This window comes from Curtobacterium pusillum (assembly GCF_007673235.1).
Taxonomy (GTDB): Bacteria; Actinomycetota; Actinomycetes; order Actinomycetales; family Microbacteriaceae; genus Curtobacterium; species Curtobacterium pusillum_C.
In genome coordinates, this window is sequence record NZ_VDZH01000001.1 from 802,255 (window position 1) to 825,143 (window position 22,889).

The following is a 22,889-nucleotide window of genomic DNA, read 5'->3' on the forward strand; positions in this document are numbered from 1 at the left end:
GGTGGTTGGATCGCCCCATGAGCGCGGCGAGCACGACCACCCCACCGACCAACCGCATCGAGGACCACGCGCTGATCGGTGACACGTACACCGCCGCGCTCGTCGGACGGGACGGCACCATCGACTGGGCCTGTCTGCCCCGGTTCGACAGCCCCTCGACCTTCGCGTCGATCCTCGGCACCGAGGACCACGGGCACTGGACACTCCGACCGACCGACCCCGACGCGACCGCCACCCGCCGGTACGACCACGACACGCTCGTGCTCTCCACGGTGTGGACGACGAGCACGGGCATCGTCGAGGTCACCGAGTTCATGCCGATCGGTGCGCACCGGGCCACGATCGTCCGGCGCGTGCGGGGCCTCCGCGGCTCCGTGGACCTCCGGCAGACCCTGCGCATCCGCTTCGACTACGCCCGGGCGCTCCCCTGGGTCCGGCAGATCGGCGGCGACGAGGACCCTGCGCTCCTCGCGACCGCCGGGCCCGGCTCGGTCATCGTCCGCGGGGTGCGGTTCCACGCCGACGACCACCGGCACACCGCGACGAGCACCGTGCACGACGGCGACGTCCTCGACACCGTGCTCACCTGGTACCCGTCGCACCGCGAGCCGCCGGAGCCGCTCGACGTCGACGCGGCCCTCCGCCGCACGGTGCAGTGGTGGCGCGACTGGATGGCGACCGCACGGACCGACGGCCGGTACGCCGAACCGGCCCGGCGGTCCCTGCTGCTCCTCCGCGCGATGACCCACGCCGAGACCGGCGGCGTCGTGGCGGCGGCGACCACCAGCCTGCCGGAGGACCCGGGCGGCGAACGGAACTGGGACTACCGCTACGTGTGGCTGCGCGACGCCTCACTCGCACTCGCCTCGCTCATCGCGCACGGCTACCGCGACGAGGCGGCGCACTGGCGCGGCTGGCTGCTCCGAGCGATCGCCGGGGACCCCGCCGACGTGCAGATCATGTACGGCATCGCCGGCGAACGGGAACTCCCCGAACGCGAGCTCCCGAACCTGCCCGGGTACGCCGGGTCCACGCCGGTGCGGGTCGGCAACGGCGCGTACACGCAGTACCAGGGCGACGTGTTCGGCGAGGTCCTGGCCGCCCTGCACGACGCCCGCGAACTCGGCGTCGAGGAGAACGCGGACTCCTGGGCCCTGCAGCGCGCCCTGCTCGGCTTCGTCGAGGAGCACTGGCAGGAACCCGACAACGGCATCTGGGAGATGCGCGGACCCCGACGGCACTTCACGCACTCGCGGGCGATGATCTGGGCGGCGTTCGACCGCGGCGTCGCAGCCGTCGAGGAGTTCGGGCTCGAGGGGCCCGTCGACCGCTGGCGCACCCTGCGCGACCAGGTCCGCGCCGAGATCGAGGAGCACGGCTGGAACGCCGAGCGCGGGAGCTACCGGCAGCACTACGACACCGACGAGGTCGACGCCAGCCTGCTCGTCCTGCCGCAGATCGGCTACGTGAAGGCCGACGACGAACGCATGACCGGGACCGTCCGCGCCATCGAGGAGGACCTCCGCACCGGATCCGACGGACTCGTGCTGCGCTACCGCACGTCGTCCGGCTTCGACGGGCTCTCCGGCAGCGAGCACCCGTTCCTGGCGTGCTCGTTCTGGCTCGTGGAGCAGTACGCCGCGTCCGGCCGGGTCGAGGACGCCGAGCGGCTCATGGACGTGCTCGTCGGGTACGCGAACGACGTCGGCATGCTCTCGGAGGAGATCGACGTCGCCACCGGGCACCACATCGGCAACACGCCGCAGGCGCTCTCGCACCTCACGCTCGTGTCGGCCGCGGACGCCATCGCCCGGGCACGCGGACTGACCGCCGGGCACCGAACGCGCCTGCCCGTCCACGACGGCGGCACCCGCTCCTGGACCGGCGAGGGCGAGCGCGCGGGCACGCCTGCGTAGCGGGCGCTACCGCGCGTCGGTGGCCGTTCCGCGCGTAGGGGGCTGTCCCGCGCGGAGGAGGTCGTTTCGCGCATAGGAGGCCGTTCCTTCCTGCCTCCTACGCGCGATTCGGCCTTCCAGGTCGCGCGCTATGGGTCGGAACGCACGCAACGACGGACTGGAGGCGCGGTGCCAGCTGGCACCGCGCCTCCAGTCCGTCGGGGGCGCCCGTTCAGGGCGCGACCGTCGCGTCCGTCAGGAAGTCAGGACGAGGACTCCCAGTCCGCCGGGCCGCGCGAACCCGCGCGGTACTCCTCGAGCGGGACCTCGTCGGCCTTCCAGGCTTTGACGACCGGCTCGACGATCTCCCAGCAGCGCTCGGCGACGTCACCGCGGATCGAGAGCAGCGGGTCGTCGTGGAAGATCCCGTTGAGGACCTCGCCGTAGGGGGTCAGCTCACCGTCGGCGAAGGACGAGGACAGCGTGACCTGACCCATCTCGAACGGGTTGCCGCCGCCGTTGGCCGACACCGTCAGCTCGATCTCGTCCGGGTTCAGCACGATGCGGAGGGTGTCCGCCTTCGGCCGACCGGAGAGGCCGGAGGGCAGGCGCGTGACCGGCTTGAAGGTGATGAGCACCTCTTTCCGGCTGGCGCCGAGCGCCTTGCCCGAACGCAGGGTGAAGGGAACGCCCTTCCAGCGAGCGGTGTCCACCTCGACCGAGATCTCCGCGAGCGTCTCGGTGCTGCGCGACTTGTCGACGCCGTCCTCGTCCTGGTACGACGGCAGCTCCTTGCCGTCGATCGTGCCGGCCGTGTAGACGGCGCGACGCGATGCGATCTTCGGGTCCCCGCCCTTGAGCTCCGTCGAACGGAGCACGCGAGCGAGGGAGGAGCGGAACTCGACGGAGTCGATGTCCGCCGGGGCGTCCATCGTCACGATGCCGAGGATCTGGAGCAGGTGCGACTGGATCATGTCGACCATCGCACCGGCCTCGTCGTAGTACTGGGCGCGGTTCTCGAGCCCGAGCGTCTCGTCGTAGAAGACGTCGACCTTCTCGATGTTCTCCGCGTTCCAGATCGGCTCGAACAGGCGGTTCGCGAAGCGCAGGCCGATGATGTTCAGGACCGTGGTGCGACCGAGGAAGTGGTCGGTGCGGTGCACACGCTCCTCGGGGACGAGCTTGAGGACGGTCTCGTTGAGCGCCTTCGCGCTGGCGACGTCCGTGCCGAAGGGCTTCTCGAACGCGAGCGTGGTGCCCTCGGGGAGCTCGACCTGCTGCAGCGCCTCGCAGATGTCCGATGCGATCTGCGGGGGCAGTGCGAAGTAGAGGATCGGCTCGGCGTCGTCGTCCGCCGCAGCGAACAGCGCCTTGAGGTGCTCGGGGTCCGTCGGGTCACCCTGGATGAACTGCGTCGAGGCGAGCGTGCTGTCGACCTCCGGGCCCTTCACGTCCTGCGACGCGAAGGACTTCGTGACGACGTCCTTCCACTGCTCCTCGCTGCGGGCGCTGCGGCCCGTGCCGATGAGCTGGACGGGAACCGCTCGACCGCTCTGCAGGAACGTGCCGAGGCCCGGCAGCAGCAGGCGGGAGGCGAGGTCGCCCGTCGCGCCGAAGATGATGAGAGTGCGCTTGTCGGTCACCGGAGGTGACTCCTTTCGCTGTGGTGGGGGTGGTCCGCTTGAAGCCAAGCCGTGGGCGGACTGGTTGATTCCCGGTCGGGCCGGTTCGTTGATGGTCCTGCGGCACTTCCGGCGGTGGTGCCGGCGGTGGTGCCGGACGCACTTCGGGCGGCACCGGTGTGGTGCCGCCCGAATGTGTCAGGTGCGCTGCGGGTTCAGGTCAGTGACCGAAGTTGCCGCGGTAGTACTCGTAGACCCAGCCGACGAGCGTGATCGCCACGAGGGCGAGACCGATCGGCACGATCCACAGGCCGGCGGCGACGCCGAGGAAGCACACCGCGACGGCGGCCGCCAGGAGGATGGGCCACCACGACCACGGGCTGAAGTGCCCGAGCTCGGCGTCGCCGTCCTCGATGTTGGCGTCCGGCCGGTCCTCGGGCAGCTCGCCGCCCTGGGAGGACATGACCTTGCCGAGGTAGAACGCGATGAACGCGGACATGATCCCGGTGAGGCCGATGGCCACGGTGCCGACCCACTCCGGCTCGCCGTAGTAGATCAGCGACCAGATGGTGTACGCGGCGTCCGCGAGGATGAAGAACCCGAAGAGGATCCAGAACAGGTTGGTGTTGGCGCGCATCGCCTTACTTCACCTCGCCCTTCGCGGCGTCGTAGGTCGGGGCATCGGGAGCGTCCTTCGCGGGACCCACGCCGATCGGCACACCCGCTTCGGGGTGGTTGAGGTCGAACGCCGGGGACTCCGAACGGATGCGCGGGATCGACGTGAAGTTGTGGCGCGGCGGCGGGCAGCTGGTGGCCCACTCGAGCGAGCGGCCGTAGCCCCACGGGTCGTTCACGGCGACCTTCGGCGCGTTCCGGGCGGTCACGTAGACGTTGAAGATGAACGGCAGGAACGATATCGCGAGGATCATCGAGCCGATCGTCGACAGCTGGTTCATCCAGGTGAAGCCGTCGTTCGGCAGGTAGGTCGCGTACCGACGCGGCATGCCGATGACGCCCAGCCAGTGCTGGATGAGGAACGTCGTGTGGAACCCGATGAACAGGAGCCAGAAGTGGATCTTGCCGAGGCGCTCGTTGAGCATCTTGCCGGTCCACTTCGGCCACCAGAAGTAGAAGCCGGAGAACATCGCGAAGACGACGGTTCCGAAGACCACGTAGTGGAAGTGCGCGACGACGAAGTACGAGTCGGACACGTGGAAGTCGAGCGGGGGCGACGCCAGGATCACACCGGTGAGACCACCGAACGTGAAGGTGATGAGGAAGCCGACGGCCCACAGCAGAGGCGTCTCGAAGGTGACCGAGCCGCGCCACATCGTGCCGACCCAGTTGAAGATCTTCACGCCGGTCGGGACCGCGATGAGCATCGTCATGAGCGAGAACCACGGGAGCAGGACGCCACCGGTGACGTACATGTGGTGCGCCCAGACCGTGACCGAGAGCGCTGCGATCGCGATGGTCGCGTAGACGAGGGTCTTGTACCCGAAGATCGGCTTGCGGCTGAACACCGGGAAGACCTCGGAGACGATGCCGAAGAACGGCAGCGCGATGATGTACACCTCGGGATGCCCGAAGAACCAGAAGAGGTGCTGCCAGAGCAGGGCACCGCCGTTGGCCGGGTTGAAGATCTGCGCCTCGAACACGCGGTCGAGGCCGAGGCCGAACAGCGCCGCGGCGAGGACCGGGAAGGCCATCAGCACGAGGAGCGCCGTCACGAGGGTGTTCCAGGTGAAGATCGACATGCGGAACATGGTCAGACCGGGGGCACGCATCGTGATGATCGTGGTGATGAAGTTCACCGCACCGAGGATCGTCGAGAAGCCGGTCATGCCGAGCCCGAAGACCCACAACGTGCCGCCGAGCCCTGGTGTGAACGTCGTGTCACTCAGTGGCGCGTAGGCGAACCAGCCGAAGGACGCCGCACCCTGCGGGGTGAGGAAGCCACCGACCGCGATGAGCGAGCCGAACAGGTAGAGCCAGAAGGCGAAGCCGTTCAGACGCGGGAAGGCGACGTCCGGCGCACCGATCTGCAGCGGCATGATCGCGTTCGCGAAGCCGGAGAACAGCGGCGTCGCGAACATCAGCAGCATGATCGTGCCGTGCATCGTGAACAGCTGGTTGTACTGCTCCTTCGTCGCGACCACGTGCAGGCCGGGCTCGAAGAGCTGGGCACGGATCACGAGCGCCATCACACCTGCGAGCAGGAAGAAGATGAACGAGGCGATCAGGTACATGTACCCGATGGTCTTGTGGTCCGTGGAGGTGATCCACCGGACGATGATGTTGCCCTTCCGACCGACCTTCGACGCCTGGAAGTCCGGCGTCGTGGTCTGTGCAGTCGGCTGGCCGACAAATGACGTTGTCATCTTTCGGAGCCCCTACTCGTTCTCGCTCGACGCCACCGGCGCCTTGTTGTCCGGTTCGTTCGTGTTGGTGTTGTACTCGTTGCCGAGCAGCCCCACCTTGCCCTGGTCCTTCAGGGTGTCGAGGTAGTCCTGGTACTGCGCCGGCGTCACGACCTTCACCTGGAAGAGCATGAGCGAGTGGTACTCACCGCAGAGCTCGGCGCACTTGCCCTGGTAGGTGCCGAGCTTCTCCGGGATGAAGTACTCGTAGTTCGTCTTGCCCGGGAGCATGTCCTTCTTGTACAGGAAGTCGATGATCCAGAAGGAGTGGTCGACGTCGCGCGAGGACAGCTCGATCTTGACCTTCTTGCCCTGGGGCAGGTACAGGGTCGGCAGCTGCGACTCGTCGATCGCGCCCTTGGCGTTCTCTTCTTCCTGGGCCTGGATGCCCTGGTAGTAGACGCTCTCGTCGGGGTTCTTCTGGTCGATGTAGTTGAAGTCCCATGCCCAGCGCTTGCCGTACACGTGCACGGTGGCGTCCGGGTTGGTGAACGGCTTCTCGATCGCGGCCTGGTCCTTCGCGGTGAAGGCGAAGAAGCCGAGGACGAGGATCAGCGGCACGATCGTGTAGAAGATCTCGAGCGGCATGTTGTACCGCATCTGCACCGGCAGGCCGGTCTGGCCCTTGCGGCGGCGGTAGACGATGGCGGCCCAGATGATGAGGCCCCAGACGATCAGACCGACCGCGAGCAGGACGACCCAGCTGGTGGTCCACAGGCCGACGATGCGGCTCGTGTGGTTGGTGACGTCCTTCGTCTCCTCCGTGCCGGGGAGCCATCCGTTCAGCTGCTGCTGCGTGCAGCCAGCCAGTGCGATGACCAGACCGACGGCCACCGGGACGGCCGCCCAACGTATACGGCGATTCGAACGCACTGTTACCTCTCGGAAGACGTGAAACCGGAGCAGCCTGCGACGCGAAGGTCGCGCATGGCCCGCTCCCAGCTTGGTTGGAACACTCCTAGCTTACTCGCAGCTGGAGACCCCTCGCGCACACGCGACACGCGATCGGCCGCGATCCGCACCCGCCCCGGGCGCGTTTTCCCTGGTCGTGACGGATGCCACGCCCGGGGAACGCACGAGCGGGGAGCGACCGTGTCGGTCACTCCCCGCTCGTGTCGGGTCGACGGGCGATCAGTGGAAGCTGTCGCCACACGCGCAGCTGCCCTGCGCGTTGGGGTTGTCGATCGTGAAGCCCTGCTTCTGGATGGTGTCCTCGAAGTCGATCGAGGCACCGTCGAGGTACGGGACGCTCATCTTGTCGACGACGACCTCGACACCGGGCTCGAACTCGGCCGTGGTGTCACCGTCGAGCAGCCGCTCGTCGAAGTAGAGCTGGTAGATCAGTCCGGAGCAGCCGCCGGGCTGCACCGCGAGACGCAGGCGGAGGTCGTCGCGACCCTCCTGCTCGAGGAGGCTCGCCACCTTCGCCGCGGCCGCGTCGCTGAGCAGGACGCCGTGCGAGGGCGTCTCGGTCGCCGGTGCGTTCTCGGTGATGGTGTCGCTCATCCGCGCGTCTCCCTCCGGGCGGTGTGGTTCACCGCTCCTGGTCCGATTGTAAGCACCGTCAGCCGCGAGTCGCGAGACGCGCGAGCAGGATCGTCTCCGATGCGATCGCGCGGTGCAGCACGCCGAGGTGCTGCGACTCGTTCGGGCTGTGCGCACGGGTGTCCGGGTCCTCGACGCCGGTGACGAGGATCTGTGCCTCCGGGAACTCCGCCGCGAGGTCCGACACGAACGGGATCGACCCGCCGATGCCCTGCTCGACGGCGTCGTTGCCCCAGCCCTCGCGCATCGCGGTCCGCGCCTCCTGGACAGCCCAGCCGGCGGTGTCCACCAGGAACCCGTCGCCGGCGTCCGGCTCGGTGAGTTCGATCTGCGCACCGAACGGCACGTGCTCGCGCAGGTGGCGCTCGACCGCCGCGGCGGCCTCGGATGCGTCCTGGCCGGGAGCGACCCGGACCGAGACCCGGGCGGACACCGTCGGCAGCAGCGTGTTCGACGCGTTCGCGACGCTCGGCACGTCCATGCCCGTGACGGTGATCGACGGCTGGAACCACATGCGGGACAGGACGTCGCCGCGGCCGACCGGTCGGACACCCGGCAGGAGGGCTGCGTCCGTCGCGAGCTCGTCCTCGGTGCGGGCCGGTACCGGGGCGTCGTAGGAGGTCAGCCCCTCGACCGCGACCGAGCCGTCGTCGTCGTGCAGGGACGCGAGCAGCCGGACCATCGGGATCATGGCGTCGGGTGCCGCTCCCCCGAACATGCCGCTGTGGCTCGCGTGCTCGAGCGTCGTCAGGGTCAGCTTGAACGTGACGTTGCCGCGGAGGGACACCGTGATCGACGGGACCTCGGTGGACCAGTTGTCGCTGTCGGCCACCACGATGACGTCCGCCGCCAGGTGCTCCTTCCGCTCGCGGAGGAAGGTGCGGAACGACCGGGAGCCGAACTCCTCCTCGCCCTCGACGAACAGCACGACGCCGAGGTCGAGGTCGTCGCCGAACTGCGCGTGCACCGCCCGGAGCGAGGCGATGTGGGTCATGACGCCGGCCTTGTCGTCCGAGGCGCCGCGACCGTACAGGCGGTCACCGCGGAGCGTCGGCTCGAACGGCGGGGTCTCCCACAGCGCGTCGTCGCCCTGGGGCTGCACGTCGTGGTGGGCGTAGAGCATGACGGTGGGCTTGCCGTTGCGGGCCGGGCGGACCGCGAGCACCGCCGGCTGCCCGAGCTCGCCGCCGGTGGACTCGGCGTCCGCGGTGTCACCGGAGACCGCCGAACGCACGATCCGCACCGCGTCGCCCGCGAACACGCCCGTCGACCGCGCGAGGTCCGCGACGGCCTCGGCGCTGGCCCGGACGTCGGCCGGGTCGAAGGCCGACCAGGACACCGACGGCAGCCGCACGAGGGCGGAGAGGTCGGCGATCGTGGTGGGGAGCGCTCCCTGCACGTGTTCGCGCAGGGCGTCGAGGAGTGCGGGGTCGGTCGCGGGGCTGTGCTGTGCGGTGTCGGTCATGCCCGGTAATCTAGAGGACGATCCAGCACGCACACCGCCGTTAGGAACGCACCGTGGCGAAGGCAGCCCCCAAGACCAACACGACCGTGAACCCCACCGAGGACGAACTCCTCGAGCAGGGGAAGGGTCGGCCGACCCCGAGCCGTCGCGAGCGTGAGGCCGCCAACCGCCGCCCCCTCGTCGGCAACAGCCCGGTGGACAAGAAGGCCGCACGCGCACGCCTCACGAACGAGCGCGAGCGGGCCCGCGTCGGCATGGCCAACGGCGAGGAGCGCTACCTCCCCGCGAAGGACCGGGGCGATCAGCGCCGGTTCGTGCGCAACTGGATCGACGCCCGCTGGAACGTCGGCGAGATCATGATGCCGGTGCTCGTGCTGTTCCTGATCGTCGGTTTCGCGGCGTCGCAGACGGTCATCGCGTCCTACGCGCTCCTGCTCGTCTGGGCGTTCGTGGCGCTCTTCGTGCTCGACTGCGTCATCCTCTGGCTGTCCTTCCGCAAGAAGCTGACGAACAAGTTCGGCTCGATGCAGCGCGGCACGTTCCTCTACATCCTCACGCGTGCGTGGCAGCTGCGCTTCCTGCGTCTGCCGAAGCCGCAGGTCAAGCGCGGCGAGTACCCCACCGTCTGACCCACCGCGAAGCGCCGTCCGGCTCGCCGGGCGGCGCTTCGTCGTGTCCGGCCCGGCGCGTTCCGAGCGCCGAGATCGCGAGAAGTGCCGCTCCGCGGCGCGCCGAGCAGCACAACGTGCGATCTCGGCGTCCCGCGAAGGCCCCGCGTCGCGCGGGCGACCCCGCGTCAGCGCGCTGCGCGCCGCAGGCGCCGCCGACGCAGGCGGTTGATGCGCGTCGCCCAGCTCGGCCCCTCGTAGAGGAACGCCGTGTAGCCCTGCACGAGCGTGGCCCCCGCGTCGATGCGGTCCTGCACGTCCTGCTCGCTCGTCACGCCGCCGACCGCGATCACGCAGAAGTCGTCCGGCACCGCAGCCCGCACACGCCGCAGCACGTCGAGGGAACGAGCCGCCACGGGAGCGCCGGACAGTCCCCCGGCCCCCATCGCCGACACCTCGGCGTCCGGGGTCACGAGGCCGTCCCGCGAGATCGTGGTGTTGTTCGCGATGACGCCGGCCAACCCGAGCGACACCGCGAGCTCGGCGATCGCGTCGACCTGTTCGTCGGTGAGGTCCGGCGCGATCTTCACGAGGACCGGCACCTTCCCGGCGGCATCGCGCACGGCGGTGAGCAGCGGACGGAGCTGGTCGAGCTCCTGCAGGCCGCGGAGTCCCGGCGTGTTCGGCGAGCTGACGTTGACCGCCAGGTAGTCGGCGAACGGGGCGAGGCGCCGCGTGGACTCGAGGTAGTCGTCGATCGCGTCGGCGACGTCGACGACCCGGCTCTTGCCGATGTTGACGCCGATGACCGGACGACCGGGGTTCCGGCGGGCGCGCTCGAGCTTGCGGGCCGCGGCAGCGGCCCCGTGGTTGTTGAAGCCCATCCGGTTGATGAGCGCGCGGTCCGCGATGAGCCGGAAGAGCCGCGGGCGTTCGTTGCCGGGCTGGGGCTTCGCGGTGATGGTGCCGACCTCGACGTGCCCGAACCCGAGGACCCCGAGTCCGGCGATGCCGCGGGCGTCCTTGTCGAACCCGGCGGCCAGGCCGAACCGCGACGGGAAGTGGATCCCCATCGTGGTCACGCCGTCCATCGCCGAGGGCCGGGAGTACCGCTCGACGAGTCCACGCACGATCGGCACGTGCGGCAGGGCCTTGATGACGGCGAAGGCGATGTGGTGGGCGCGCTCCGGGTCCATGTTCGCGAACACGGAGCGGAACACGACGGCGTACCCGCCGCGGACGATGCGTTCCGCGATGCCGCTCACGCGCCGGCCCCGGCCGGTGATGCGGCCCCGGCCCCGCCGTGGTGGTCGATGCGCAGCTGCCCGATGGCGTCCTCGAAGTCCTCGAGCGAGTCGAAGGCCTGGTAGACGCTCGCGAACCGCAGGAAGGCGACCTCGTCGAGTTCCCGGAGGGGATCGAGGATCGCCAGTCCGATGTCGTTCGCGTCGATCTGGCTGGACCCGGACGAGCGGACGGTCTCCTCGACGCGCTGTGCCAGCACCGCCAGGTCGCCGTCCGTCACCGGGCGGCCCTGGCACGCCTTGCGCACGCCGGAGACGATCTTGTCGCGGCTGAACGCTTCGGTGACCCCGTTGCGCTTCACCACGTTGAGCGAGGCGGTCTCGGTGGTCGAGAAGCGCCGCCCGCAGTTGGGGCACTGACGACGGCGACGGATGGAGGTTCCGTCGTCGCTCGTACGGGAGTCGACGACGCGGGAGTCCGGGTGGCGGCAGAAGGGGCAGAACATGGCGTCCCCCAGGCTATCGGTTCGTGCGCTCCGTCACGGCGGCGCCGTGCGCGGGGAGCTGTTCCTCGGTGGAGAGGGCGACGATGTGCCCGGCGACCTCGGACAACGCCGAGGGCGTGTACCGGATGACCTGCTGCGGCCGGAGGAACGTCGACGCGGACAGCCCGGAGCCGAACCGCGCCTGACCGCCGGTCGGGAGCACGTGGTTCGACCCGGCGAGGTAGTCCCCCAGGCTGACCGGCGTGCTCGGCCCGACGAACACCGCACCGGCTGCGTCGATCGACGCGAGGACCGCGTCGTCGTCGGCCGTCTGGATCTCGAGGTGCTCCGGCCCGTACGCGTTGCTGACGGTTGCGGCGTCGGCGAGCGAGTCCACCAGCACGATCGCGGACTGCGGTCCGTCCAGGGCGGTCTGGAGGCGCGCAGCAGTCCCCAGCGCCGACACCCGTGACGGGATGGCGGCTTCCACCGCATCGGCGAACGTCGCCGACGTCGTCACCAGCACACTGCCGGCCTGCTCGTCGTGCTCGGCCTGGCTGATGAGGTCGGCGGCCACGAACCCCGCGTCGGCGGTGTCGTCGGCGATCACGAGGATCTCGGTCGCGCCGGCCTCGGCGTCGATGCCCACGACCCCGCGCACCAGGCGCTTCGCCGCGGCGACGTAGTTGTTCCCGGGACCGGTGACGAGGTCGACCGGCTCGAGACCGATCGACGGCACGCCGTACGCCAACGCGCCGATCGCCCCGGCACCGCCCATCGCGTAGACCTCGTCGATGCCGAGGAGCCCGGCGGCCGCGAGGATCGTCGGGTGCACCGCCCCGCCGTGGTCCCGCTGCGGCGGCGACACGAGGGCGATCGAACCGACGCCGGCGACCTGGGCGGGGACGACGTTCATCACGACGCTCGACGGGTACACGGCCTTGCCACCGGGGACGTAGAGCCCCACGCGGCGCATCGGCTGCCAGCGCTGGTGCACCTCGGCGCCGTCGGCCAGCGTGGTGACGGACGCGGCCGGCACCTGTGCGGCGCTCGCGGCTCGGACGCGGCGGATCGCCTCGTCGAGGGATCCGCGGAGCGCGGGCGCCAGCCCGGCGACGGCTGCGGCGATCTCGGCGTCCGGCACGCGCACGTACTCCGGCGCTCCCCCGTCGAACCGCTCGGCCTGCTCGCGCAGCGCGGACTCGCCGTGCTCCCGGACCGCGTCCACGAGCTCGCGGGCGGCGTCGACGGCGTGCGAGACGTCACCAGCGGCGCGGGGCATGAGTCGGAGGAGTTCGGCACGGGCGGGGAGCCCGCCGCGGAGGTCGATTCGCTGCATCATCAGGCGCCAAGCCTACCGAGCCGTGCCGACAGCCAGCGCGGAGGTGACCAGCTGACGGCCTGGAGGCGTGTGGCGGGACCGCCCCGCGCCTCCAGGCCGTCAGACCAGCGCGTCGATGACGGGCCGGTGCCGGTCCGCCCCGGCCGCGTCCCACCCGCCGAGCAGGTGGAGCGTCGCGATGCGGAACGCGAGCGCGCGCACCAGCAGCTGCGGCCAGTCGGCGACACCGTCACCGAGTGCGCCCAGGCCGTCCAGCGGGAACCCGTGCCAGCAGACGGCGTCCGCCGCGGCGATCGCGGCGCCGAGCCCGGCCGGGCGCCAGTACGGCGGCCAGTCGATGACGGTCGGCGGGGACCCGTCGGCGAACAGCACGTTGCCGAGGAGGTCGCCGTGCACGAGCTGGGACGGCGCGTGGACCGGCTGGAAGGCCGCGGCGAGCCGGTCGAGCGACGGGTCGCACGGCAGCGGCTCCTCGTCCCAGGCCATCCGGTCGGCTCGGCTCCAGGGGTCGTCCGACCGGCCGCGGTCCGGCCCGTCGCCGAGGAACGCCGGGCGGTCGACGTGTGCGAGCGCCCGGTGGAAGACCGCCCCGGCGCGGATGACGTCCTCGACCCGGGTCTCGTCGGCGTGGCCGGGCAGGAACTCCCAGGCCTCCCAGTCCCCCGCACGCCAGCCGCCGTCGGCCGCCGCGATCGGCCGAGGGGTCCGGAACGCCGGCGAGTGCGGCAGTCCGGCGAGGACGTCCGCGCGCCAGTCGGTCACCACGGCCCCGTCGTGCGGGCGCAGCACCACGTCACCGGCGCGCCACGTCAGCCCGCGACCGCCGGCGAGCCGTTCGAGGGACGCACCGCCGACACCGAAGGCGCGGAGCACCCCGGCGGGCGGCCCGGCCATCGTCACACCAGGCAGCGCGGGCCGAGCAGGCTCTTCAGCTCGCCGAACAGGTCCGGGGTGAGGTTCACCGGGAACGGCAGCTCGAAGGTCCGCGCGACGTCGTCCTTGAGGAGCTTGAGGCGGACCTCGGTCTCCCCCTGGTGCCGTCCGAGGACCGCTGCCAGCTCCGTCACGGTGCTCGTCGTGGCCGCACGCTCCGGGAGCGAGAGCGTGAGCGGGCCGGACCCCATCGCGTCGCCGACGTTCGGCTGGAACATGCTCACGGCGTGCAGGGCCTTGCCGTCGTCGCGGACGTTCACCCGGCCACGGAGGACCACGATCGAGTCCGCCACGAGCGACGGACCGAACTCCTGGTACGTCTTGCCGAGGAACATCACGCCGATCTCGCCGCCGAAGTCCTCGATCTGGACGATGCCGTACGGGTTGCCGCTCGTCTTCGCGACCCGGTGCTGCACGCTCGTCAGCAGGCCGGCGACCGTGACGGTCTCGCCCTCCACCGAGTCGTCCGCACCGATGAGGTCGGCGATGGTGATCGACTGGTGCTTCGCGAGCTCGATCTCGAGCCCGGCCAACGGATGGTCGGACACGTACAGGCCGAGCATGTCGCGCTCGAACGCGAGCTTGTCGCGCTTGGACCACTCCGGGCGGTCCGGGACCTGCGAGACGGCCGCCGTCTCCGGCTGTTCCTCGGCGACCTCGGCGAACAGCGAGTCGAAGTCGAACCCGACGTTGCCGTGGGCCTCGTCGCGCTTGACCTTCACCGCACCCTCGACCGCGCCCTCGTGGATCTCCACGAGCGCCCGCCGGCTGTCGCCGAACTCGTCGAACGCACCGGCCTTGATCAGCGACTCGACCGTGCGCTTGTTCGCGGACGAGATCGGGATCTTGCGGAGGAAGTCGTGGAACGACTCGAACGCGCCCTTCTCGGTGCGGGCCTTCACGATGTCGTCGACGACGTTGAACCCGACGTTGCGGATCGCGCCCATGCCGAAGCGGATGTCGTCGCCGACGGCCGCGAAGAAGCCGATCGACTCGTTGACGTCCGGCGGCATGACCTTGATGCCCATGCGGCGGCACTCGTTGAGGTACAGCGCGAGCTTGTCGCGGGCGTCGCCGACGGAGGTCAGCAGCGCAGCCATGTACTCGGCCGGGTAGTGCGCCTTGAGGTACGCGGTCCAGAACGACACCACGCCGTACGCGGCCGAGTGCGCCTTGTTGAACGCGTAGTCGGAGAAGGGCAGCAGGATGTCCCACAGCGTCTTGATCGCCGCGGCCGAGTAGCCGTTGTCCTGCATGCCCTTCTCGAAGCCGGCGTACTGCTTGTCCAGCTCCGACTTCTTCTTCTTGCCCATCGCGCGGCGGAGGATGTCCGCTTGGCCGAGGGAGAAGCCCGCGACCTTCTGCGCGATGGCCATGACCTGCTCCTGGTAGATGATCAGGCCGTAGGTCGTGCCGATGATGTCCTGCAGGGGCTCGGCGAGCTCCGGGTGGATCGGCGTGATCGCCTGCTCGCCGTTCTTGCGGAGCGCGTAGTTCGTGTGCGAGTTCGCACCCATCGGCCCCGGACGGTACAGGGCGATGAGCGCGGAGATGTCCTCGAAGTTGTCGGGCTTCATCAGACGCAGCAGGCCGCGCATCGGGCCTCCGTCGAGCTGGAAGACGCCGAGGGTGTCGCCGCGCTGCAGGAGCGCGTAGGCCTCCGGGTCCTCGAGCCCCATGGTCTCGAGGTCGAGCTCGATCCCACGGTTCGTCTTGATGTTGTCGAGGGCGTCACTGATGATCGTGAGGTTGCGGAGCCCCAGGAAGTCCATCTTGATCAGGCCGAGCGACTCCGCTGCCGGGTAGTCGAACTGCGTGACGATCTGGCCGTCCTGCTCGCGCTTCATCACGGGGATGATGTCGATCAGGGGGTCGCTCGACATGATCACGCCGGCCGCGTGCACGCCCCACTGGCGCTTCAGCCCCTCGAGCCCGAGTGCGGTGTCGAACACCGTCTTCGCCTCGGGGTCGGTCTCGACGACCGTGCGGACGTCGACGGCCTCCTTGTAGCGGGGGTGGTCCTTGTCGAAGATCCCGGTGAGCGGGATGTCCTTGCCCATCACGGGCGGCGGCATCGCCTTCGTGAGCTTCTCGCCCATGCCGAACGGGAAGCCGAGGACGCGCGAGGAGTCCTTCAGCGCCTGCTTCGCCTTGATCGTGCCGTACGTGACGATCTGCGCGACGCGCTCCGACCCGTACTTCTCGGTGACGTACTTGATCGCCTCACCGCGGCGCCGGTCGTCGAAGTCGACGTCGAAGTCGGGCATGGAGACGCGGTCCGGGTTGAGGAACCGCTCGAAGATCAGGCCGTGCCGGATCGGGTCGAGGTCGGTGATGCGCATCGCGTACGCCACCATCGAGCCGGCACCGGAGCCACGACCCGGACCGACGCGGATGCCGTTGTTCTTCGACCAGTTGATGAAGTCGGCGACCACGAGGAAGTAGCCCGGGAAGCCCATCTGGTTGATGATCCCGACCTCGTAGTCGGCGCGCTCCTGGACCTCCGGCGTGATGCCGCCCGGGTACCGGTACTCGAGGCCCTTCGCGACCTCCTTCTCGAACCAGGAGTGCTCGGTCTCGCCTTCGGGCACCGGGAACTTCGGCATGTAGTTCGCCGTGGTGTCGAAGTCGACGTTGCACCGCTCGGCGATGAGCAGCGTGTTGTCGCAGGCCTCGGGGTTGTCGCGGAAGACGTGCCGCATCTGCTGCGGGGTCTTCAGGTAGAACTCGTCGGCGTCGAACTTGAAGCGGTTCGGGTCGTTCAGCGTCGAGCCGGACTGCACGCAGAGCAGCGCCGCGTGGGACTTGGCGTCGTGCGAGTGCGTGTAGTGCAGGTCGTTCGTGCCGACCAGCGGGATGTCGAGGTCCTTCGCCAGCCGGATCAGGTCGCTCATGATCCGACGCTCGATCTCGAGCCCGTGGTCCATGACCTCGGCGAAGTAGTTCTCCTTGCCGAAGATGTCGCGGTAGTCCGCAGCGGCTTGACGTGCTTCCTCGTACTGCCCGAGGCGCAGGCGCGTCTGGATCTCCCCCGAGGGGCAGCCCGTCGTGGCGATGATGCCCTGGTGGTACTCCTGCAACAGCTCGATGTCCATGCGGGGCTTGAAGTAGTACCCCTCGAGCGACGCCTTCGACGACAGCCGGAACAGGTTGTGCATGCCCGTGGTGTTCTCGGCGAACATCGTCATGTGCGTGTACGAACCGGCACCCGACACGTCGTCGCCGCCACCGTCGCCCCAGCGCACACGGGTCTTGTCCGAGCGGTGCGTGCGGGGCGTGATGTACGCCTCGGTCCCGATGATCGGCTTGACCCCGCCGGCCTTCGCGGCCTTCCAGAACTCGAACGCGCCGAACATGTTGCCGTGGTCGGTCACCGCCACGGCGGGCATGCCCTGCGCGGCGGTCTCCGCCACGAGGTCGGAGAGCCTGGCGGCACCGTCGAGCATCGAGTACTCGCTGTGCACGTGCAGGTGGACGAAGGAGTCGGAATCCGACACGGAACCTCCGGTTCGCGGGAGCTGCTGCGGTCTCGGAACAGCCTAACCTCGCCCACCCACATTCCCGGGCGCGTCGATCACGTCGGACCCCGAGGTCGCATCGAGTGAGCAGGAATCGTCGGGTCTTGCGCCGGGACCCGACGATTTCCGCTCACTCGACGGGGTGGGGGCGGCCCACGACGGCCTGGAGGCGCGGGGCGGGCCCGCCACGGGCCTCCAGGCCGGGACGTGGTGTGTCCAGGGCACGGGGCGAGGTCGCGAGACACGCCGCACGTCGGGCGTGCCGGTCGCACGAACTGCCGTTCCGGCGCGTTCCGGGCGGCACTTCGTGCGACCTCGCGCAACGGCGTGACGCGCCCGCCGCGCGCGCTACGCGGCGCGGATGCGGTCCAGCGCCAGCTGCAGGTCGTCGGGGTACTGCGCCTGGAACTCGACCCACTGGCCCGTCCGCGGGTGCTCGAACCCGAGCCGCACCGCGTCGAGCCACTGCCGCGTCAGCCCCAGCTCGTCCGCGAGCACCGGGTCCGCCCCGTACATCGTGTCGCCGACGAGCGGGTGCCGGGTCGCCGCCATGTGCACCCGGATCTGGTGGGTGCGCCCGGTCTCCAGGTGGACCTCGAGCAGGGTCGCGGACCGGAAGGCCTCGAGGGTCGCGTAGTGCGTCACGCTCGGCTTGCCGTCGGCCGTGACCGCGAACTTCCAGTCGCTCGAGGGGTGCCGACCGATGGGTGCGTCGACGGTGCCCGAGGTCGGGTCGGGGTGCCCCTGCGCGAGCGCGTGGTAGACCTTCTCGACCGTGCGCTCCTTGAACGCGCGCTTGAGGTGCGTGTAGGCCAACTCGGTCTTCGCGACCACCATGAGTCCGGAGGTCCCGACGTCGAGGCGGTGCACGATGCCCGCACGCTCGGCGGCGCCTGAGGTCGCGATCGTGAACCCGGCGGCTGCGAGCCCACCCGGGACGGTCGGGCCGTCCCAGCCGGGCGACGGGTGCGCCGCGACGCCGACGGGCTTGTCCACCACGACGATGTCGTCGTCGTCGTGCACGATCGTCATGCCGGGGACCTCCACCGGGATGATCCGGGGGGCTTCCTTCGGGGTCCATTCGACCTGGAGCCACGAGTCAGCGTGCAGCCGGTCGGACTTGTCCACGGTGACCCCGTCGACGGTCACACCACCGGCAGCGACGACGTCGGCCGCGAAGGAGCGGCTGAACCCGAGGAGCTTGGCGATGGCGGCGTCGACACGCTCACCGGCGAGCCCGTCCGGCACCGGCAGGGAACGCGACTCGGTCACGTCGCGTCGTGCCCGAGGGACTCGCGGCCGTCACGCGGCGCGCGCGGGTCGTCGGAGGCAGGAGCGGACGTGGAGGCGCCTGCGGCGTCCGGCGCGGACGCACCGGCCCCGGAGTCGGCCGCGTCCGCCGCTCGCTGCTGCTTCGCGGTGAGGGCGCGCGAGCCGTCGAGGTTCACGCCGAAGATCACGAGCAGGACGAAGATCACCATGCTGACGCAGATGAACGAGTCCGCGATGTTGTAGATCGCCGGCATCATCCACGGTGTCGAGATGAAGTCCACCACGTGGCCGCGACCGAAGCCGGGCTCACGGAAGAGCCGGTCGAGCAGGTTCCCGAGGGCCCCGCCGAGCAGCATGCCGAGCACCAGGGCCCACCACATCGAGCGGATGCGACGCGCGAACACGATGATCGCGACCACGACGGCGGTCGACACGATCGAGAACACCCACGTCATGTTCACCGCGAACGAGAACGCGGCGCCGGGGTTCCGCACGTACAGCAGCTGCAGTGCGTTGCCCAGCACGGGGACGACGGTGCCGTACGGCAGGTTGGCGACGACGAGCGCCTTCACGCCCTGGTCGAGCGCCACCACCACGACAGCGGCGAAGGCCAGTGCCGCGATCGCGCGGACACTGACCTTCGCTCGTGATGCTGGTCGCGACAACGTCAGTTGCCGACGCCCTGCGCCGACGCCGGCGCGGGGGTGAGACCGGACTGCTCGGGGGCCGAGCCGTCCAGCTCGTTGAGCTGCCCCTGGATGTAGCTCTTGAGCTGCGCACGGTAGTCGCGCTCGAAGGTGCGGAGCTCGTCGATCTTGCCCTCGAGCTGGCGCTGCTCCTGCTCGAGCACCGCGACACGCTGACGGTTCGTGTTCTCGGTGTCGGCGATGATCTGGCGCTGCTTGGCCTCGGCCTCGGAGACGAGGCGGGCGGCCTGGGCGGTGCCCTCGGCGATGAGCGCGTCGCGCTTCTCGACACCCTCGCGCACGTGCTCCTCGTGGAGACGGCGGGCCAGGGTGAGGAGGTTCGTGGTGCCCTCGGTGTCCTCGTCCGCGGCGACCGTGGTGGCCGGAGCGGCGGCGGCGACCGGAGCGGGCTCCGGAGCAGCGGCCACGGGGGCGGGCTCCGGCTCGGGCTCGGGGGTCGCGACCGGAGCGGGCTGCTCCGCCTGGGCCGGCTTCGGCGCCGACTCGGCGGCCTGCAGGCGCTGACGGAGCTCGTCGTTCTCGGCCGTCAGGCGGCGCAGCTCGACCACGACCTCGTCGAGGAAGTCGTCGACCTCGTCCTGGTCGTAGCCCTCGCGGAACTTCGTCGGCTGGAACCGCTTGTTGACTACGTCTTCCGGCGTCAAAGCCATTGCCGTCACCTCAATAGAACTGCTGAACGTGTGGAACCGTCTCGGTCCGACCGAATGTACCAGTCGTGCCGGGCGGTGCGGATGCCACGCCGGGGCGAGCATCGATCCCGACCACCGTACACCGACGGGGACCGTGAACCGTGACCATGACCGGGCGTGGCGCGTGTCGCGGCTGGTCCGCGACTAGATCAGGTAGCGCACGACCGTCATCGCGATGATGACGACGAGCATCACGATCGTCCACCCGAAGTCGAGCGCCACCGGCCCCATCCGCAGCGGCGGGAGCGCCTTGCGGACGGTGCGGATCGGCGGGTCGGTCACGGTGTAGACGAACTCGGAGACCACGAGGAGTCCCCCGCGGGGCCGCCAGGAGCGGTTGTACGCCTGCACGATGTCGAGCGCGAACCGGCCCCACATCGTGAAGAAGTACAGCAGGAGGAGGAAGTACAGGATCGTGAAGATCGCGGACACGATGGGGCTCGCTCGGCTCGGGTGGGCGTCGTCACGTGACGACGCTCACGGGGCGGGTGGGCCTGAGGGACTCAGGACTGGGCGAAGAAGGACGCCTCGATGTCGGACTCTACCTCAGGCGCCTCACCGCTCACCGCGACGTGCGCCGGGGAGAGGAGGAACACCTTGTTGGTGACCCGCTCGATCTTGCCGTAGAGGCCGAGCGACAGGCCGGAGGCGAAGTCGATCATGCGACGGGCGTCCGCCTCGGTCATCTGCGAGAGGTTGATGATGACGGGGATGCCATCGCGGAAGCTCTCGGCGATGGACTGGGCGTCCTTGTACTCGCGCGGGTGGACGGTGAGGATCTCGTTCATTTCCTGGACCGGTGCTGCCTTCTGTGCGGTCGTGTGCGAGCGGCGGAGCGGGGTGACCTGGGCACCGCGCTGGTGGGTGTGCGTCTTGGTCTCGACGGGGGCGGGCGCCACGGGCGCCGCAGTCGCCGCGGGGGCCTCCTGCGCTGCCGGGGACGGCGTCGGAGCCGCGGCCGGAGCGGACTGCTGCCGCGCAGGCTGCTGCTGCGGCTGCTCGTCCTCGTACTCGAGTTCCTCGTCGGCGAGGCCGAGGTAGACCATCGTCTTCTTCAGCGGGTTGGCCATGGTTCCTCCGGAGTTCGTGCTCGTGGATGCCCTTGGGACGAGGCTAGGGCGTGACCGGGCGTTCTCCCGTGATTGCGGTGCCGATCCGGAGGTGTGTCGCGCCCTCCGCGATCGCCTCGGCGTAGTCGTTGCTCATCCCGGCGGAGATGTCCGTGGCGTCCGGCGCGAGCGACACCACGCGTTCGGAGATCGACCGGAGCCGGGCGAAGGCCGCGCGGGGTTCTTCGTCGAGCGGCGCGACGGCCATCACCCCGCGCAACCGGATCGTGCCGGTGCCGAGCACCCGCGACACCATCGTCTCGACGTCGTCGGGCTGCACGCCCCCGCGACCCGGGTCGGAGGTCAGGTTCACCTGCACGAAGCCGTCCACGACGGGTGGCTCGGGTTCCGCCTCGGTCGGCGCGAAGGCGTCGACGACCGACGCGCGGTCGAGCGACTGCACGACGTGCGCGTAGCGCCGGACCTGCCGGGCCTTCTTCGACTGCAGCTGCCCGACGAAGTGCCACGTCAGCGGCAGGTCGGCCAGCGCCGCGGCCTTCTCCTGCGCCTCCTGGTGGCGGTTCTCCCCCACGTCGGTCACGCCGAGCGCGGCGAGGTCGCGGACGAGCGACGCCGGGTGGTACTTCGTGACGACGACGAGCGTCAGCTCGTCAGCCGACCGCCCTGCGGCTCGCGCCGCGTCGGAGATGCCCTGCCTGACGGACGCGAGACGCGCCTCCAGTCCGCCGTCTGGTGACGGATCGGTCTGGAGGCGCGGGTCGTCTGACAACGCTGCTTACTTCAGGAAGTCGGGGACGTCGAGCTCGTCGTCATCGTCGTCGAAGGCCGGGTCGGCGGCGCGCTGCGCCGGCGCCTCGTGCTCCTGCGACGCCCAGGAGGGCGACGAGTCCTCGATCGACCCGGTACCGACGGCGGAGGCCACGGGGAGCGTCGCGCCGGCCTCGGGGTCGACGTAGCTCGAGCGGCGTTCCTTCTGCTGCTGCTGCGGTTCGCCACCGTCGAAGCCGGCGGCTATGACGGTCACGCGCACCTCGTCGCCGAGGGTGTCGTCGATGACCGCACCGAAGATGATGTTCGCCTCCGGGTGGACGGCTTCCTGCACGAGACGCGCGGCGTCGTTGATCTCGAAGATGCCGAGGTTCGAGCCGCCCTGGATCGAGAGCAGCACACCGTGCGCACCGTCGATCGAGGCCTCGAGCAGCGGGGACGCGACGGCGAGCTCGGCCGCCTTGATCGCCCGGTCGGCACCCCGCGAGGAGCCGATGCCCATGAGCGCGGAGCCGGCGCCCTGCATGACCGACTTGACGTCGGCGAAGTCGAGGTTGATGAGACCCGGGGTCGTGATGAGGTCGGTGATGCCCTGCACGCCGGCGAGCAGCACCTGGTCGGCGGTCGCGAAGGCCTCGACCATGGAGATGCCGCGGTCGCTGATCTCGAGCAGACGGTCGTTCGGCACGACGATGAGCGTGTCGACCTCGTCCTTGAGCCCGGCGACGCCGTTCTCGGCCTGGGACTGGCGACGCTTGCCCTCGAAGCTGAACGGCTTCGTCACGACACCGATGGTGAGCGCACCGATGGACTTCGCGATGCGGGCGACCACGGGCGCACCACCCGTGCCGGTCCCACCGCCCTCGCCGGCGGTGACGAACACCATGTCGGCGCCCGCGAGTGCTTCCTCGATCTCCTCGGCGTGGTCCTCGGCGGCTCGTCGGCCGACCTCGGGGTCCGCGCCGGCGCCGAGGCCACGGGTGATCTCGCGGCCGACGTCGAGCTTGACGTCGGCGTCGCTGAGGAGCAGTGCCTGCGCGTCGGTGTTGATCGCGATGAACTCGACCCCACGGAGGCCGAGCTCGATCATGCGGTTGACGGCGTTGACGCCGCCGCCGCCGACACCGACGACCTTGATGACGGCGAGGTAGTTGTGGTTCGTGGTCACGTCAGTCAGGCCTCCGGTCGAACCCTCAACCTCTACTTGAAGTTCAGGGGCAATGCTGGTAGATGTGGTGCTGGCTTCGACGCTACGGGTGCGCTCCGGGCACTGTCGCCCCGCCACGCCGCGTGTCGCGCGATTCCG

General features: G+C 69.9%; 20 protein-coding genes. 2 read left to right on the plus strand and 18 right to left on the minus strand.

Going from position 1 to position 22,889, the window contains the following annotated elements; translation table 11 throughout:
• The first annotated feature begins 17 nt into the window (after positions 1–17).
• Positions 18–1,916 (plus strand): glycoside hydrolase family 15 protein, encoded by a 1,899-nt coding sequence (locus FS532_RS03735; RefSeq protein WP_144750389.1) that lies wholly within the window; start codon positions 18–20, stop codon positions 1,914–1,916.
• A gap of 242 nt (positions 1,917–2,158) precedes the next feature.
• On the opposite strand, the gene FS532_RS03740 is transcribed toward FS532_RS03735, so the two are convergent.
• The 6 genes from FS532_RS03740 to FS532_RS03765 form a co-directional block, all read right to left on the minus strand.
• Complete coding sequence (locus FS532_RS03740; RefSeq protein ID WP_144750391.1) at positions 2,159–3,538, minus strand: glucose-6-phosphate dehydrogenase; 1,380 nt, start codon at positions 3,536–3,538, stop codon at positions 2,159–2,161.
• Positions 3,539–3,737: 199 nt separating this feature from the next.
• Complete coding sequence (locus FS532_RS03745) at positions 3,738–4,154, minus strand: cytochrome c oxidase subunit 4 (protein ID WP_144750394.1); 417 nt, start codon at positions 4,152–4,154, stop codon at positions 3,738–3,740.
• 4 nt (positions 4,155–4,158) lie between these two features.
• A complete protein-coding gene (ctaD, locus tag FS532_RS03750) occupies positions 4,159–5,898 on the minus strand; it encodes an aa3-type cytochrome oxidase subunit I (RefSeq protein WP_186321895.1) in 1,740 nt (579 codons plus the stop codon).
• Between the two features lie 12 nt (positions 5,899–5,910).
• The gene (gene ctaC / locus FS532_RS03755; RefSeq protein WP_097179422.1) at positions 5,911–6,810 is read right to left on the minus strand and encodes an aa3-type cytochrome oxidase subunit II; all 900 of its coding nucleotides are present in this window, start codon (positions 6,808–6,810) and stop codon (positions 5,911–5,913) included.
• Positions 6,811–7,068: 258 nt separating this feature from the next.
• Positions 7,069–7,443 (minus strand): HesB/IscA family protein, encoded by a 375-nt coding sequence (locus tag FS532_RS03760; protein ID WP_097179423.1) that lies wholly within the window; start codon positions 7,441–7,443, stop codon positions 7,069–7,071.
• A gap of 58 nt (positions 7,444–7,501) precedes the next feature.
• The gene (locus tag FS532_RS03765) at positions 7,502–8,947 is read right to left on the minus strand and encodes a dipeptidase (protein ID WP_144750396.1); all 1,446 of its coding nucleotides are present in this window, start codon (positions 8,945–8,947) and stop codon (positions 7,502–7,504) included.
• A 53-nt stretch (positions 8,948–9,000) separates the two neighbouring features.
• Here FS532_RS03765 and FS532_RS03770 point away from each other — a divergent pair, with 53 nt between their 5' ends.
• Complete coding sequence (locus FS532_RS03770) at positions 9,001–9,576, plus strand: DUF3043 domain-containing protein (RefSeq protein ID WP_144750398.1); 576 nt, start codon at positions 9,001–9,003, stop codon at positions 9,574–9,576.
• Positions 9,577–9,743: 167 nt separating this feature from the next.
• Here FS532_RS03770 and FS532_RS03775 read toward each other — a convergent pair whose 3' ends face one another.
• The 12 genes from FS532_RS03775 to ftsZ form a co-directional block, all read right to left on the minus strand.
• Positions 9,744–10,820, minus strand: coding sequence for a quinone-dependent dihydroorotate dehydrogenase (locus FS532_RS03775; protein WP_144750400.1), 1,077 nt, complete (start codon positions 10,818–10,820; stop codon positions 9,744–9,746).
• On the minus strand, positions 10,817–11,305 hold the full coding sequence (gene nrdR / locus FS532_RS03780; protein WP_144750402.1) for a transcriptional regulator NrdR: 489 nt from the start codon (positions 11,303–11,305) through the stop codon (positions 10,817–10,819). The genes FS532_RS03775 and nrdR overlap by 4 nt, the downstream gene beginning before the upstream one ends.
• Before the next feature lie 13 nt (positions 11,306–11,318).
• Positions 11,319–12,626, minus strand: coding sequence for a histidinol dehydrogenase (gene hisD / locus FS532_RS03785; protein WP_144750404.1), 1,308 nt, complete (start codon positions 12,624–12,626; stop codon positions 11,319–11,321).
• Between the two features lie 99 nt (positions 12,627–12,725).
• Entirely contained in the window at positions 12,726–13,520 is a 795-nt protein-coding gene (locus tag FS532_RS03790; protein ID WP_144750406.1) for a hypothetical protein, read from the minus strand.
• 2 nt (positions 13,521–13,522) lie between these two features.
• Positions 13,523–17,005 carry a DNA polymerase III subunit alpha gene (gene dnaE, locus FS532_RS03795; protein WP_440130700.1) on the minus strand — a complete coding sequence of 1,161 codons (3,483 nt, stop codon included), beginning with the start codon at positions 17,003–17,005 and terminating at the stop codon, positions 13,523–13,525.
• A gap of 420 nt (positions 17,006–17,425) precedes the next feature.
• The gene (locus FS532_RS03800) at positions 17,426–18,349 is read right to left on the minus strand and encodes an RluA family pseudouridine synthase (RefSeq protein WP_144750410.1); all 924 of its coding nucleotides are present in this window, start codon (positions 18,347–18,349) and stop codon (positions 17,426–17,428) included.
• Positions 18,346–19,014, minus strand: coding sequence for a signal peptidase II (gene lspA / locus FS532_RS03805; RefSeq protein ID WP_260852539.1), 669 nt, complete (start codon positions 19,012–19,014; stop codon positions 18,346–18,348). The genes FS532_RS03800 and lspA overlap by 4 nt, the downstream gene beginning before the upstream one ends.
• A gap of 2 nt (positions 19,015–19,016) precedes the next feature.
• Positions 19,017–19,706, minus strand: coding sequence for a DivIVA domain-containing protein (locus FS532_RS03810; RefSeq protein ID WP_186321896.1), 690 nt, complete (start codon positions 19,704–19,706; stop codon positions 19,017–19,019).
• Between the two features lie 183 nt (positions 19,707–19,889).
• The gene (locus tag FS532_RS03815) at positions 19,890–20,177 is read right to left on the minus strand and encodes a YggT family protein (protein WP_402739348.1); all 288 of its coding nucleotides are present in this window, start codon (positions 20,175–20,177) and stop codon (positions 19,890–19,892) included.
• Between the two features lie 71 nt (positions 20,178–20,248).
• Complete coding sequence (locus FS532_RS03820) at positions 20,249–20,815, minus strand: cell division protein SepF (protein WP_144750412.1); 567 nt, start codon at positions 20,813–20,815, stop codon at positions 20,249–20,251.
• Positions 20,816–20,858: 43 nt separating this feature from the next.
• Complete coding sequence (locus tag FS532_RS03825; RefSeq protein ID WP_144750414.1) at positions 20,859–21,584, minus strand: YggS family pyridoxal phosphate-dependent enzyme; 726 nt, start codon at positions 21,582–21,584, stop codon at positions 20,859–20,861.
• Positions 21,585–21,590: 6 nt separating this feature from the next.
• Positions 21,591–22,751, minus strand: coding sequence for a cell division protein FtsZ (ftsZ, locus tag FS532_RS03830; protein ID WP_097179446.1), 1,161 nt, complete (start codon positions 22,749–22,751; stop codon positions 21,591–21,593).
• Between the last annotated feature and the right edge of the window lie 138 nt (positions 22,752–22,889).